The organism is Uliginosibacterium sangjuense (assembly GCF_059132465.1).
This window is the reverse complement of record NZ_CP101132.1, coordinates 1,578,368-1,591,783: the sequence shown is the minus strand read 5'-3', so window position 1 is coordinate 1,591,783 and position 13,416 is coordinate 1,578,368. Positions and strand designations below refer to the sequence as shown.

The following is a 13,416-nucleotide window of genomic DNA, read 5'->3' as shown; positions in this document are numbered from 1 at the left end:
ACATATTTCGCGCGAGCCCGCCAGCCCTCAGCGTGCAGGATTCAACACCGCCGCACCGCCGAGATAGGGCCGCAGCGCCTCGGGCACGACGACCGAACCGTCGGCCTGCTGGTAGTTCTCCAGCACGGCGACCAGCGTGCGGCCCACGGCCAGGCCGGAGCCGTTGAGGGTGTGCACCAGTTCATTCTTGCCCTGCTCATTCTTGAATCGCGTCTGCATGCGACGGGCCTGGAAGGCTTCGCAATTGGAGCAGGAGGAAATCTCGCGGTAGGCATTCTGCGCCGGCAGCCAGACTTCGAGATCGAAGGTCTTGGCCGCGCCGAAGCCCATGTCGCCGGTACACAGCGAGACGACGCGGTACGGCAGGCCCAGCTTCTGCAGGATGGCTTCGGCATGACCGACCATCTCGTCGAGCGCGGCGTAGCTCTTCTCCGGATGGACGATCTGCACCATCTCGACCTTGTCGAACTGGTGCTGGCGGATCATGCCGCGGGTGTCGCGGCCATAGCTGCCGGCCTCGGAACGGAAGCAGGGCGTGTGGGCGGTGAGCTTGATCGGCAGCGCATCCGCCGCCACGATCTCGCCGCGCACGGAGTTGGTCAGCGTGACCTCCGAGGTCGGGATCAGGTACAGCGCTTCGCCCTCACCTTCCTGGCCACCCTTCTTGGCGGCAAACAGGTCGCCCTCGAACTTGGGCAACTGGCCCGTGCCGAGCAGGGTTTCAGCATTGACGATGTAGGGCGTGTAGCACTCGGTGTAGCCGTGTTCGGCGGTCTGCACGTCGAGCATGAACTGGGCGAGTGCGCGGTGCAGGCGGGCCACACTGCCCTTCATGAAGGTGAAGCGCGCGCCGGAGAGCTTGCTGCCGGTCTCGAAATCCAAGCCCAGGCCGGCGCCCACATCGACGTGATCCTTGACCTCGAAATCGAAGCTGCGCGGGGCGCCCCAACGACGCACTTCCACGTTGCCGCTCTCGTCCTTGCCGACCGGCACGGATTCGTGCGGCAGGTTCGGGATGCGCTGCAGGAAGTCGTTCATGCGTGCTTGCAACGCGGCCAGCGCCTCTTCGGCCGCCTTCAGCTCATCACCGAGACCGGACACTTCGGCCATCACCGCAGAGGCATCCTCGCCCTTGCCCTTGAGCATGCCGATCTGTTTGGAGAGGCTGTTGCGTTTGGCTTGCAAGTCTTGCGTGCGGGTCTGCAGGGTCTTGCGCTCGTCTTCCATGGCCTGGAACGCGGCGGCGTCGAAGGTGACGTTGCGCGAGGCCAACCGTTGGGTGACCACGTCGAGCTGGTTGCGGAGCAGTTGAATGTCGAGCATGAACAGGTGATCCGTAGGAATACGCGCCCCAACGGGCGGCAAGGAGGCGTGATTGTCTCAAAAATCCAGCGCCCGGTGCCGCTGCACGACACAAGGCCCTGAGGTATAGCGGCAATATGCACACCCAATCAATGCAGCGCACACCCATAGACAGGAACAACTGGCAGCCTTGGCCGCTACCGCATAAAACAAGAGGGGACGGACGCTAAGCGGAGGAGGATCGGATGCTTTCATTGCGTGATTGCCTCGACTATTGCGACCTCACTGACGACGAAGTGGAATTGTTCGCGGAGCACGAACACCTGCCACGCGAGATCGCGGCAACGCTGGCATGCGGACTGGTGCAGACCAAGGATGGCGTGGTCGCCATCGACCACTGCCTGACCGATCTGCTGGAAGACGCCATGCGCTGCGGTGAGTTCGACAAAGCCGAACACGTTTTGCACGTGTATGCGCAGTTCAGGGCTGCGCACCCGCTCGTTCACTAGATTCGCCGACTCTCGCGCGGCAGATCGGGCCCTTTCAGGCAGACGAGCACAGGCACCGTTGCGTGCCGCAGTCCGCGGTACGTGGGCCCAAACCCACGACCGCGGATTTGTTTTTTCTCAGTTTCCCTTGTTGTTCTTGCGCCAGGCGCGGTCCAGGTCTGCCAGATGACGCAGCTTGTCACCGATCTTGCCTTCCAGCCCACGCGGCGTGGGTTCATAGAAGCGCTGCGATTCGATGCCTTCCGGCAGATAGGTTTCGCCTGCCGCATAGGCCTCTGGTTCGTCGTGAGCGTAGCGATAGGCGTGGCCGTAACCCAACTCCTTCATGAGCTTGGTCGGTGCATTGCGCAGATGCACCGGCACCGGCCGCGACGGGTCCTTGCCGACGAAGGCGCGCGCCGCGTTGTAGGCGTTGTAGCCCGCGTTCGACTTGGCGGCCACGGCAAGGTAGATGACGGCCTGCCCCAGGGCCAACTCTCCTTCGGGTGAGCCCAGCCGCTCGTAGGTATCGGCGGCGTTGAGGGCGATCTCGGCGGCACGCGGATCAGCCAGGCCGATGTCTTCCCAGGCCATGCGGATAAGGCGCCGCGCGAGGTAACGCGGGTCCGCCCCGCCATCCAACATGCGACAGAACCAGTACAGCGCACCGTCCGGGTTGGAGCCGCGCACTGATTTGTGCAGCGCAGAGATCTGGTCGTAGAAGGCGTCCCCCCCCTTGTCGAAACGGCGCAGGTTCTGCGCCAGCGTCGATTCGGCGAACTCGCCGGTCACTTCCTGCACACCCGCCGCGTCGGCCGCCGTGCGCAAGGTTTCCAGCACGTTCAGGAACCGTCGCGCGTCGCCATCGGCCCAACCGACCAGTCGCTCGCAAGCCTCGTCGCTGAAGCGCAGTTCGCCCAGCACCTGCACCTGGGCGCGCGCAAAGAGCTGGCGCATCTCGTCGGCCGACAGGCTGTTGAGCACGTAAACCGCGGCACGCGACAACAGCGCCGAGTTGACCTCGAAGGAAGGGTTCTCAGTGGTGGCACCGATGAAGGTGACGAGGCCGGATTCCACATAGGGCAGGAAGGCATCCTGCTGCGCCTTGTTGAAGCGGTGCACCTCGTCAACAAAGAGGATGGTGTGGCGACCACTCAACTGGCGCTGGGTCTCGGCCTGGGTCATCGCCTCTCGGATGTCCTTGACACCGGAGAACACGGCCGACAGCGCGATGAACTCGGCATCGAAATGGGTCGCCATAAGGCGTGCCAGCGTGGTCTTGCCCACGCCGGGCGGGCCCCACAGGATCATCGAATGCGGCCTGCCCGACTCGATTGCCAGGCGCAGCGGTTTGCCCGCGCCGAGCAGGTGGGCCTGCCCGACCACCTCGTCGAGTGTGCGTGGCCGCAGGGCTTCAGCCAGCGGGACATGCCCGGAGGGCGGGCTGTCAAAGAGATCGGCCACGCCCGCCCTACTCGCCGACGACGTCCGCCCCCTTGGGCGGCGTGAAGCGGAACAGGTCGGCCGGTTGCGCCGGGTTGCGCTCGAAGTTGTTGAACTGCAGGCGGGTGGTCTGGCCAAAGTTGTCGCGCACTTCCATGACCAGCGGCACGCCGTCCTTGAATCCCATGCGGACATGCTCGAAGCCCGCCTCGTTGCTCTTGGGCTTGGCGTCAATCCAGGCCAGGCCCTCGGCCTCACCACCTTCCGTCAGCGTGAAATTCTTCTCCAGCGTGTTGTCACCGGCGAGCAGCGCAGCCGGGCTGGCGCCCAGGGCCTGTCCCATGGGCTTGACCACCACCTGGTTGAGCTCCTTGTCGTAGGTCCACAGCTTGCTGCCATCACCCACGATCAACTGCTCGTAGGGTTTCTCATAGTGCCAGCGGAACTTGCCCGGGCGCTGGAACTGCATGGTGCCGCTGGCTTTCTGTCCAGCCTTGCCGGATTTGCTGACGACGACCTGACTGAAGGTCGCTCGCGCGCCGTTGCTCGATTCGAGGAAACGGCGCAATTGATCCAGCCCGGCGGCATGGGCCAGCAGGGGCAGGAGGCTGAACAACAGACAAGCAATCTGACGCATGGGTGATCCGGGGAAAACGGCCGCCGCGGGATCCGGCGGGAAGCGCCGATTGTACCCCCGGGGGCCGCGCCTGCCGGATCAGGCCATGCTCAGCACGGAACTCTCATCCACCGGCATGCCGCGCTGGCGTTGCAGCTCGCGGTCAGCCTCGCGCCACTGGCGCTCGCGGTAGCGGCGATAAGCCAGCCAGGCAGCAGCCGCACTGGCGATGATCAGCATCAGGGTCTGGACCGCCGTGTCCTCGTACCAGTTGCCGGGCATGCGTGCGCTGGTCATGACCTGCGCCTGGGTATCCATCAGGCCGTTGGCCTGGGTGTCGGTCGCTGCCACCGTCGTCGCTTCGGCGACCGGGGCGGACGCCACATCCTGCGTCATCGCCGGTTCGGTACTTGCGGCCACCTGGGTTTCGCCGCCCGGCGCGGGCTGTGCCGCCGCGACCGGCTCACTGGGGGTCGCCGGGGCACTCTGCATGGCCAGCAGCTTGTTGAGCTGCTCCATCGTGACCTCCAGTTCCTGGATGCGCGAGTTCTGCTCTTCCAGTGACTTGGCCTTGCTGGCGATCTCTTCCTCCAGGGCCTCGATCTTCTTGCGTGTCGCGGCCGAAGGCTTGCCCTCGCCGATGCGCAGACGACCACTGGCCTGCCGCGCTGCGGGCTCTTCCACATTGGGCGCGATCTGGCCCGCCGCGCTGCGGCTGGCCTCGGCATCACTGGCCGGACCGGCGGCGGTGGCGACCGCGACCGCCTGGCGATGCTTCTCGAACTCACCCGCCCCCATCACCAGCTTGCGCGACTCGGCCTCGCTCAGTTTCAGGGCATCCGCCTCGGCCGGCAGATTCAGCACCGCATCACGACGCAAGCGGGCGGCATTGCCCCCGACGAAAGCCTGCGGGTTGGCCTGATAGATCGCCGCCATCGTCTGCATGCGGCTCGCCTGACCGATACGGTTCTTGCCCGCGATACGCGCCAGGCTGTCACCTGCCTGGGTACGGTATTGCTGTGCATCGGGTGACGCAGAGCTCTGGCTGGACGGTTCGGCACTGCCAGTCTTCGCCGTCTGCACTGCAGGCGCCGGAATCGTGGCAGCCACTGCACCGACGGCGGGGCTGGAACCCACAGAACTCGGCGGCACGACAACCTTGACGATTTCCGCCGGGGGATCGAGCAAGAAGGTGTAGTCGCGCGTAATGCTGCCGCCCGCCCAGCGGAAATCCAGCAACAAGGCCCCGATCGGCTGGTTGAAAGTATTGCTCGATCGCAGGCGCAGCACCGCCCGCTGGTCGCCCTGGCGCTCCACCTGCAGGTTCAGCCCACGCACGGCGGGGTCGTACTCCAGGCCGTTGCGGATATAGGCCTCGGTGGAGCCCTGGCTCACCTTCAGGTCATCCAGTTCGGCCTTCTCGCCGACGACTTCGATGCTGCCGACGAAGCCCTGCCCCAGATGACTATGGACGATCAGCGGACCGACCGTGGCGGCCTGGGCGGCGAGAGAAGACAGCAGGAACATGCCGAGCGGCACGGTGGCACGGATGAACGAGGAAGCCATGATGAGCCCATGATGCGAAGGGAATCATCACAGCCTACGTGAGCCCGCTGGCATGGGTATCGCCGACCGTCGTGCGTGGCGGCACGCACGACGGACCGCGTAAGAGCACCTTATGCGCCAGCCACTCTATCGTCCGAGAGGTACATAGATGGGAGCTGCAAACGTAGTCGCGTAGGTCCCACCTATGTTTTCAATGTTAGTACCGGTGGCAATGCCCGATACCACAGCCGAGGCCGCAAGCACCGGGTAGCGCGCAGTCAGCACGGGCAGATCGCGAGTCGAGTTTTCGCGCAACGCGACCTTCCAGCCTTTGCCGAAGTGAATGTTGCCCAGATAGATCGCCTTGCCAGGCTCCACCGAAAAGGGAATATCCACAGGTTCGGTTGCATTGAGAGTTCTGGAGCCCTGGACAAAACGCCAACCAGAAATTCGATACTCTCCCGCAGGCAACTCGACGGCAAATGTTCCGCCCTTTGCCTTCAAGGCGTCATCTGTCAGTCGGGAAAATGGCGGCATGGCCATCGGTTCGCCGACGTTGATGTACGTCCGTTTGCCAGAAGCCTGCGAGCGAACTTCAAAGCCATACTGCCCGAAATTGCCATCGTGGGTGATGGAACCAACCGCCAGTCCGGCCGACCGCTGAGGGTCATACTGATAATTAGCGGGAACATTGCTGCATGCCCCCACGATAAGTAGGAACAACGCTATGCATCTGTTCATTTGGCTCACTCAACTCCCGAACGCAATCTGTTCTATTCCTGCTGCGCCGGCGCAATGACGTCGCGGTTGCCGTTGGCGCTCATCGGCGTGACCACGCCGGACTTCTCCATCTGCTCGATGAGCCGCGCGGCGCGGTTGTAGCCGATGCGCAGGTGGCGCTGCACCAGCGAGATGCTGGGGCGGCGCGTCTTGATGACGATCTCCACTGCCTGGTCGTAGAGCGGGTCAGCCTCACCGTCGGCCTCGCCCCCGCCCTCCCCGGTCAGGATGTCGGCACTACCGCTTTCATCTCCAGCGCCTGTCAGGATGCCTTCGACGTAATCCGGCTCGCCAGTACTCTTGAGGTGCTCGACGATCTTGTGCACTTCCTTGTCATCGACGAAGGCGCCGTGAACACGGGTCGGCACACCGGTGCCCGGTGCGAGGTAGAGCATGTCGCCCATGCCCAGCAGGGATTCGGCCCCCATCTGATCGAGGATGGTGCGCGAGTCGATCTTGCTGGAGACCTGGAAGGCCATACGGGTCGGGATATTGGCCTTGATCAGGCCGGTGATCACATCAACCGACGGACGCTGCGTGGCCAACACGAGGTGGATGCCGGCCGCGCGCGCCTTCTGCGCCAGGCGGGCGATCAGCTCCTCGATCTTCTTGCCGACCACCATCATCAGATCGGCCAGTTCGTCGATGACCACCACGATCATGGGCAGGGTCGACAAGGGCTCGGGGCTCTCCGGCGTGATCGAGAACGGGTTCGTGACCGGTTTGCCGGATTTCGCGGCATCCGTGATGTGCTTGTTGAAACCGGCGAGGTTGCGCACGCCCATGGCCGACATCAGCTTGTAGCGGCGCTCCATTTCGCCGACACACCAGTTGAGCGCGTGCGCGGCGTGGCGCATGTCGGTCACCACCGGTGCCAGCAGGTGCGGGATGCCTTCGTAGATCGACAGTTCCAGCATCTTGGGGTCGATCATGATCAGGCGCACCTTGTCGGCACCCGCCTTGTAGAGCAGCGACAGGATCATCGCGTTGATGCCCACCGACTTGCCGGAGCCGGTGGTACCTGCCACCAGCAGATGCGGCATCTTGGCCAGGTCGGCCACCACCGCGTTGCCGCTGATGTCCTTGCCGAGGGCCACGGTCAGCGGCGAATGCATGTCGTGGTAGGCCTTGGAACCGATGATCTCGGACAGGCGCACGGTCTGCCGCTTCGGGTTCGGAATCTCCAGACCCATGCAGCTCTTGCCAGGAATGGTCTCGACCACGCGGATGCTCACCACCGACAGCGCGCGCGCCAGGTCCTTCACGAGATTGACGATCTGCGCCCCCTTCACGCCGGTGGCGGGATCAATCTCGAAGCGCGTGATTACCGGGCCGGGGTAGGCTGCCAGCACCTTCACCTCGACGCCGAAGTCGGCCAGTTTCCGTTCGATCAGGCGCGAGGTGTATTCCAGCGACTCCACCGAAGGCGGCTCCACATCATTGGACGCCGGGTCCAGCAGGGACAGGGGCGGCAGCCCGCCATTCGGCGCATCGCCAAAGAGCGACTGCTGCGCCTCCCTCGCCACGCGCTCGGAGGGCACGATCTCGACCTTGGGCGGCTCAATGTGGATGGCCACCGGTGGATCTTCCTCACGCTTCTTGCGCTCCTTCTTGACCTTCTCTTCGCGCTTGACGGCAATCTGCTGGCCGACGCGGCGGTCCTGCCAGGACTGCCACAGCCCGTAGCTGCGCCAGACCAGGGTTTCGAGCAGCACCCCCAGGCGCTCCGTCAGATTCAGCCAGGAGAAGCCGATGAACAGGCTCAGGCCGCCGGCGAACAGTGCCAGCATCAGCAGGGTGCCGCCGGTAAAGCCCAGGTTGCGCGTCATGAAGTCACCCAGCACCACGCCCAGCACGCCGCCCGCATCGCCGGGCAAGCCGGCTGCGGCAGAATGGAAGCGCGCGGACTCCAGTCCGCAACTGGTTAGCAGCACGACCACAAAACCGGCCAGCACGATGAAGAAGGAACGCTGGTCGCCCCCTAGTTCGACGCGCAGGCGGTGGCGCCCGAACAGCAGGCCCCAGAACATCAGCAGCACCCACCACCAGCTCGAGCGGCCGAAGACCAGCAGCATCACGTCCGCCAGCCAGGCGCCAAAGCGGCCGCCAGGATTGGCGATGCTGGATGACGCGATGGCATGCGACCAGCCGGGATCGGCCGGGTCGTAACCGAGCAGGATCAGGGTCAGGTAGACGCCCACCGCCGCGAGCACAAGCCAGCGCGCCTCGCCGATGAGACCGGCGATCTTTTCAGGCAGGGGGGCAGACGGGGATCGCGTAGACGCGCGGAAGAGCATGGGTCGGGACCGAGGGTGCCGGAGCGGACGGCCGATTATAGCGCGGCCCCCCGGTCTGCCTCAGTGCGGCCGGAGATGGGCGGGCAGGCCCGCCGGACAGATTCAGACCTGGTTGATCTGGTCTTGCAGCACGATGCCGTGATCGGTCTCGTCGATCAGGCCCCGGGTCTGCAGGTCCTTCATCACGCGCGACACCATCTCGCGCGAAGCGCCGATCATCTTGGCAATGTCCTGCTTGGATATCTTGCGCTTGACCACCGTCTCGCCATTGACCGTCTCGGCCATGTCGAGCAGCAGGCGCGCCACGCGGCCGTACACATCCATCAGCGCCAGGCTCTCGATCTTGCGATCGGCCGCGCGCAGGCGCTGTGCCAGGTTGCCCATGATGCGCAGGCACAGTTCGAAATTGTCCTGCAGGATGCGGCGGAAATCGCTCTGCGGGATCGACACCAGATCGGAGGAACTCACCGCGGTGACGGTGGCCGAGCGCGGCGCCTCGTCGACCACGCCCATTTCGCCGAAGATATCGCCCTGGCCCAGCATGGTCAGTATCACCTCGCGCCCATCCTCGTCACTGACCAGGACTTTCAGCGAGCCGTTGAGCACGAAATACACACTGTCGATGCTATCGCCCGCCAGCACCACGGCGGTCCCACGCGACACGCGGCGCATGCTGGCACTGCGCGCGATGCCTTCGAGTCGTTCGGGCGCAATTCCCTGGAACAGCGGAAGGGTGCGCAAGGCAGTGACGGATACAGAATTCCCAAGCGACATCTGGCGAGTCTCCGTTGATTATTCGGGCCGGACTGCAGGCTTTCTCGTATGGCAGCGAGTATATGTGATCGGAACATCAGTCCAAATACTTTAATGCCACCCGTCGGGCCTGGAGATCGATTCGGCGCCCTATGTCGAAAGTGTGCACCGACACGCGCCCTATTGCATCCATAGAGACTTGCTATGCGGCCGCTTGATACCCCTCCGCTATAATCGGCGGCTAGCCGATAAGCGGAGACTTTCATGAGCAACACCAGCCAACATCACCCCCTGATCATCCTGGGCTCCGGCCCGGCAGGCTATACGGCCGCCGTGTACGCCGCGCGCGCCAACCTCAAGCCGGTACTGATCACGGGCCTGGCGCAGGGCGGCCAATTGATGACCACCACCGAGGTGGACAACTGGCCGGCCGACGCCGAAGGCGTGATGGGCCCGGACCTGATGGCGCGCTTCGAACAGCACGCCCGCCGCTTCAACACCGAGATCATCTTCGACCACATCCACACCACGCAGCTCACTGGCCGCCCGTTCACGCTGATCGGTGATGCAGGCACCTACACCTGCGATGCGCTGATCATTGCCACCGGCGCCACCGCCAAGTACCTGGGCCTCCCCTCGGAAGAAAAGTTCTCCGGCAAGGGCGTGTCGGCCTGCGCCACCTGCGACGGCTTCTTCTACCGCAACCAGGAAGTGGCCGTGATCGGCGGCGGCAACACCGCCGTCGAGGAAGCGCTGTACCTCGCCAACATCGCCAGCAAGGTGACCCTGGTGCATCGCCGCGACAAGTTCCGCGCCGAGGCGATCATGGTCGACAAACTGATGGAGCGCGTGAAGGAAGGCCGCATCGTGCTGGAACTCGACAGCACGCTGGACGAAGTGCTGGGTGACGCCAGCGGCGTGACCGGCATGCGCATCAGGAACGTGAAGACGAATGCGGCGAAGGACATCACCCTGCGTGGCGTATTCATCGCCATCGGCCACAAGCCCAACACCGATATCTTCAAAGGCCAACTGGAGATGGACGAAACCGGCTACCTGTTCACCCAGGGTGGACGCGAGGGCAATGCCACACAGACCAGCATCCCCGGCGTGTTCGCAGCGGGCGACGTGCAGGACCACGTCTACCGTCAGGCTGTCACCAGCGCTGGCACCGGCTGCATGGCCGCGCTGGATGCCGAGCGCTACCTCGACAACCTGAAGTAAGCGGGCGCGGGGGGCTGGCGTGAGCAACAACAAGCGCCTGCCGCTCGCGCAGATCCGGCAACGGCTGCGCGAGCAAGCTGCCAAGCCGCCGGCGCCGCCTGCGGACACGGACGACACTGCCCTGCTGGCCCAGGCGCTGCACGGCGTGAAAGCCTTGCCCATCAACAACCAGGCAAACATCGAGCGCCCCAAGCCGCAGCCCCGGCCCAGACCCAAGTCGGCCGACGTCGAAATCGCGCCGCAGCCCAAGCCGGCAGGCAATCCCATGGTATTGCCCGAGCATTGGTTCTCGGGCGACGATGGGCTTGCGCGCGGATCGGACGAAGCCGTGCTGCGCAATGCCCTGCAGGGCATCAACCCCATCAAGCAGACGCGCATCGAGCTGGAGACACCCAAGCCGCGCCCACTGCCGATCCAGCACGAGCGCGACGAACAGGCCGCGCTGGCCGAGTCGATCTACGCCCCGACGCCGCTAGAGCTGCGCCTGGAGGGCGGCGACGAGTTGCACTACCTGAAGGACGGCACGCCACGCACGGTGCTGCGCGACCTGCGCCGCGGACGCTGGGTGGTAGAGGCGCAGATCGACCTGCATGGTGCGACGCGCGACCAGGCGCGCGACATACTGGCCGAGGCCATGGTGCAGTGGAAGAAGAAGGGGATCCGCCTGGTACGCATCATCCACGGCAAGGGTCTGGGCTCGCCGGGCAAGGACCCCGTACTCAAGAAACTGGTCGCTGGCTGGCTGATGAACTATGACGACGTGGTCGCCTACTGCCAGGCCCGCGTGCATGATGGCGGCGCCGGTGCGCTGATCGTGATGCTGCGCGCCATGAAACGCTGACAGGACCTGGCCGGAATACCGCCGCCCACAAAAGAAAACCGCCGGACACGCCGGCGGTTCTCTTTTCGAGTCGGTCAAAGCGTCAGCCGAAGCTCAGATGGCCTGTTCGTTGGTCTCGCCGGTACGGATGCGCACCACCTGCTCCACCGAGCTGACGAAGATCTTGCCGTCACCGATCTTGCCGGTGCGCGCCGCCTTGATGATCGCTTCGATGGCCTGGTCGACGATGCCGTCGGCCACCACCACCTCCACCTTGATCTTGGGGAGGAAGTCGACCACGTACTCGGCTCCGCGGTACAGCTCGGTGTGGCCCTTCTGGCGGCCGAACCCCTTGACCTCGGTGACGGTCAGGCCGGTGATGCCGACTTCCGACAGCGCCTCCCGCACTTCGTCGAGCTTGAAGGGTTTAATGACGGCTTCGATCTTCTTCACGTTTCGGTCTCCGGGTTGAATCTCTGTGACAGGCCGCAGTATATCGTCAGCCGCTCAATACTCATCACTGTAGCGATTGGTGATGGGGTAACGCCAGTCCTTGCCAAAGCCGCGCTGCGTCACGCGAATGCCCGGCGGCGACTGGCGTCGCTTGTATTCGTTGCGCTTGAGCATGCCGACCACGCGCCGCACGTCGTGCTCGCTGAAACCGCGGGCGACGATCTCGCGCGGACTCTGGTCGCGCTCCATGTAGGCCTCGATGATGGCGTCCAGCACCTCGTAGGGAGGCAGCGTGTCCTGGTCGGTCTGGTCGGGCTTCAACTCAGCCGAGGGCGCGCGCGTCAGGATGTTGCTCGGGATCACCTCCGACACCGCGTTGCGGTAGTGGCACAGGCGATAGACGAAGGTCTTGAAGATATCCTTGATGACCGCGAAGCCGCCCGCCATGTCGCCGTACAGCGTGGCGTAGCCCACCGCCATCTCGCTCTTGTTGCCGGTGGTCAGCACGATGTTGCCGAACTTGTTGGACAGCGCCATCAGGCTCATGCCGCGGATGCGCGCCTGCAGGTTCTCCTCGGTCGTGTCGGCCGCCCGCCCTTCGAACAAGGGGGTGAGCATCCGCTCGAAAGTCTCCATCGCCGGCGCGATGCTCAGCTCGTCGTAGCGCACGCCCAGGCGTTCGATCATGGCGCGTGAATCGTCCAGGCTCATCTGCGCCGTGTAGGGTGAGGGCATCATCACCGCGCGCACGCGGTCCGGCCCCAGGGCATCCGCCGCAATGGCCAGGGTCAGCGCCGAATCGACGCCGCCGGAGAGGCCGATGATCGCGCCCGGGAAGCCGTTCTTGCCCAGGTAGTCGCGCACCCCCAGCTTGAGTGCCGCATAGACCTCGGACTCAAGGTTGCCGCGCTCGACCAGGATGTCCGACTCGAAACGGCCATTGGCATAGCCCACCAGGTCCAGGCATTCCGCAAAGCCCGAGGTCTGGTACGCCAGGCTGCCATCGGCATTCAGCGCGAAGGAGGCACCGTCGAACACCAGTTCGTCCTGGCCTCCCACCAGGTTGCAGTACAACACCGCCATGCCGGTGTGGCCGATGCGGTCGCGCAGCACCTCATAGCGCTGCAACTGCTTGTTCATGTGGTAGGGCGAGGCGTTGAGCACCAGCAGCAGTTCTGCCCCGGCCTCGCGCGCGGCCTCCGCCGCACCGCGCTCCCATACGTCGGCGCAGACATTGATGCCGACCTTGACGCCCTTGACCTCCACCACGCAGGGCGCAAAACCCGGGGCGAAGTAGCGCACCTCGTCAAAAACCTCGTAGTTGGGCAGGCGCATCTTGCGGTAGGTGCGATGGATGACACCATCGCGCAGCAGGGAGGCCGCGTTGTAGCGCTCCCCGCTCTCCAACAGGGCATGGCCTACCAGCACGTCGATCCCCGTCACCGCCGCCGCAATGGCCTCCAGCTCCTGGCGCCCGCTGCGATGGAAGTCCGGACGCAACAGCAAGTCCTCGGGCGGGTATCCACACAGCGCGAGTTCCGGTGTAATGAGCAGGTCTGCACCAGCCGCGCGTGCGCGGAGGGCAGCATCAATGATGCGCCGGGCATTGCCGGCGAGATCGCCCACGGTACTGTTGAGCTGGGCGACAGCGATTTTCAGTGTTGCGGTGTTCATGGCGGAACTATACCGCTTCAC

Annotated in this window: 12 protein-coding genes; 3 read left to right on the top strand and 9 right to left on the bottom strand. The window is 64.5% G+C overall.

Features of this window, described 5'->3' with window-relative positions; all coding sequences use genetic code 11:
• Positions 1-27: 27 nt before the first annotated feature.
• A complete protein-coding gene (gene serS / locus NMB43_RS07220; RefSeq protein ID WP_494351475.1) occupies positions 28-1,323 on the bottom strand; it encodes a serine--tRNA ligase in 1,296 nt (431 codons plus the stop codon).
• Positions 1,324-1,547: 224 nt separating this feature from the next.
• Here serS and NMB43_RS07215 point away from each other — a divergent pair, with 224 nt between their 5' ends.
• Positions 1,548-1,811: a hypothetical protein gene (locus NMB43_RS07215; RefSeq protein ID WP_494351474.1), complete on the top strand. Its 264-nt coding sequence runs from the start codon at positions 1,548-1,550 to the stop codon at positions 1,809-1,811.
• A 117-nt stretch (positions 1,812-1,928) separates the two neighbouring features.
• Here NMB43_RS07215 and NMB43_RS07210 read toward each other — a convergent pair whose 3' ends face one another.
• From NMB43_RS07210 to NMB43_RS07185, 6 genes are all read right to left on the bottom strand, one after another.
• Positions 1,929-3,254: a replication-associated recombination protein A gene (locus tag NMB43_RS07210; protein WP_494351473.1), complete on the bottom strand. Its 1,326-nt coding sequence runs from the start codon at positions 3,252-3,254 to the stop codon at positions 1,929-1,931.
• A 7-nt stretch (positions 3,255-3,261) separates the two neighbouring features.
• Positions 3,262-3,870, bottom strand: a complete 609-nt coding sequence (gene lolA, locus NMB43_RS07205) for an outer membrane lipoprotein periplasmic chaperone LolA (RefSeq protein WP_494351472.1) — start codon at positions 3,868-3,870, stop codon at positions 3,262-3,264.
• A 78-nt stretch (positions 3,871-3,948) separates the two neighbouring features.
• Positions 3,949-5,415: a type IV pilus assembly protein FimV gene (locus tag NMB43_RS07200; protein ID WP_494351471.1), complete on the bottom strand. Its 1,467-nt coding sequence runs from the start codon at positions 5,413-5,415 to the stop codon at positions 3,949-3,951.
• A gap of 126 nt (positions 5,416-5,541) precedes the next feature.
• Entirely contained in the window at positions 5,542-6,144 is a 603-nt protein-coding gene (locus tag NMB43_RS07195) for a hypothetical protein (RefSeq protein ID WP_494351470.1), read from the bottom strand.
• A gap of 23 nt (positions 6,145-6,167) precedes the next feature.
• Positions 6,168-8,471: a DNA translocase FtsK gene (locus tag NMB43_RS07190; protein WP_494351469.1), complete on the bottom strand. Its 2,304-nt coding sequence runs from the start codon at positions 8,469-8,471 to the stop codon at positions 6,168-6,170.
• Between the two features lie 102 nt (positions 8,472-8,573).
• Positions 8,574-9,245, bottom strand: a complete 672-nt coding sequence (locus tag NMB43_RS07185; RefSeq protein ID WP_494351468.1) for a Crp/Fnr family transcriptional regulator — start codon at positions 9,243-9,245, stop codon at positions 8,574-8,576.
• A 243-nt stretch (positions 9,246-9,488) separates the two neighbouring features.
• Here NMB43_RS07185 and trxB point away from each other — a divergent pair, with 243 nt between their 5' ends.
• Both trxB and NMB43_RS07175 read left to right on the top strand, forming a co-directional pair.
• Positions 9,489-10,448: a thioredoxin-disulfide reductase gene (gene trxB, locus NMB43_RS07180; RefSeq protein WP_494351467.1), complete on the top strand. Its 960-nt coding sequence runs from the start codon at positions 9,489-9,491 to the stop codon at positions 10,446-10,448.
• Positions 10,449-10,467: 19 nt separating this feature from the next.
• Positions 10,468-11,289 (top strand): Smr/MutS family protein, encoded by an 822-nt coding sequence (locus NMB43_RS07175; RefSeq protein WP_494351466.1) that lies wholly within the window; start codon positions 10,468-10,470, stop codon positions 11,287-11,289.
• Between the two features lie 93 nt (positions 11,290-11,382).
• Here NMB43_RS07175 and NMB43_RS07170 read toward each other — a convergent pair whose 3' ends face one another.
• Both NMB43_RS07170 and NMB43_RS07165 read right to left on the bottom strand, forming a co-directional pair.
• Positions 11,383-11,721, bottom strand: a complete 339-nt coding sequence (locus NMB43_RS07170) for a P-II family nitrogen regulator (protein ID WP_494351465.1) — start codon at positions 11,719-11,721, stop codon at positions 11,383-11,385.
• Positions 11,722-11,775: 54 nt separating this feature from the next.
• Positions 11,776-13,395, bottom strand: coding sequence for an NAD+ synthase (locus NMB43_RS07165; RefSeq protein ID WP_494351464.1), 1,620 nt, complete (start codon positions 13,393-13,395; stop codon positions 11,776-11,778).
• Between the last annotated feature and the right edge of the window lie 21 nt (positions 13,396-13,416).

What these genes read in the sequence shown, in the direction of transcription:
- NMB43_RS07185 (WP_494351468.1), bottom strand. Translation starts at nt 9,245, where the DNA reads ATGTCGCTTGGGAATTCTGTATCCGTCACTGCCTTGCGCACCCTTCCG.
- serS (WP_494351475.1), bottom strand. Translation starts at nt 1,323, where the DNA reads ATGCTCGACATTCAACTGCTCCGCAACCAGCTCGACGTGGTCACCCAA.
- NMB43_RS07200 (WP_494351471.1), bottom strand. Translation starts at nt 5,415, where the DNA reads ATGGCTTCCTCGTTCATCCGTGCCACCGTGCCGCTCGGCATGTTCCTG.
- NMB43_RS07215 (WP_494351474.1), top strand. Translation starts at nt 1,548, where the DNA reads ATGCTTTCATTGCGTGATTGCCTCGACTATTGCGACCTCACTGACGAC.
- NMB43_RS07165 (WP_494351464.1), bottom strand. Translation starts at nt 13,395, where the DNA reads ATGAACACCGCAACACTGAAAATCGCTGTCGCCCAGCTCAACAGTACC.
- trxB (WP_494351467.1), top strand. Translation starts at nt 9,489, where the DNA reads ATGAGCAACACCAGCCAACATCACCCCCTGATCATCCTGGGCTCCGGC.
- lolA (WP_494351472.1), bottom strand. Translation starts at nt 3,870, where the DNA reads ATGCGTCAGATTGCTTGTCTGTTGTTCAGCCTCCTGCCCCTGCTGGCC.
- NMB43_RS07190 (WP_494351469.1), bottom strand. Translation starts at nt 8,471, where the DNA reads ATGCTCTTCCGCGCGTCTACGCGATCCCCGTCTGCCCCCCTGCCTGAA.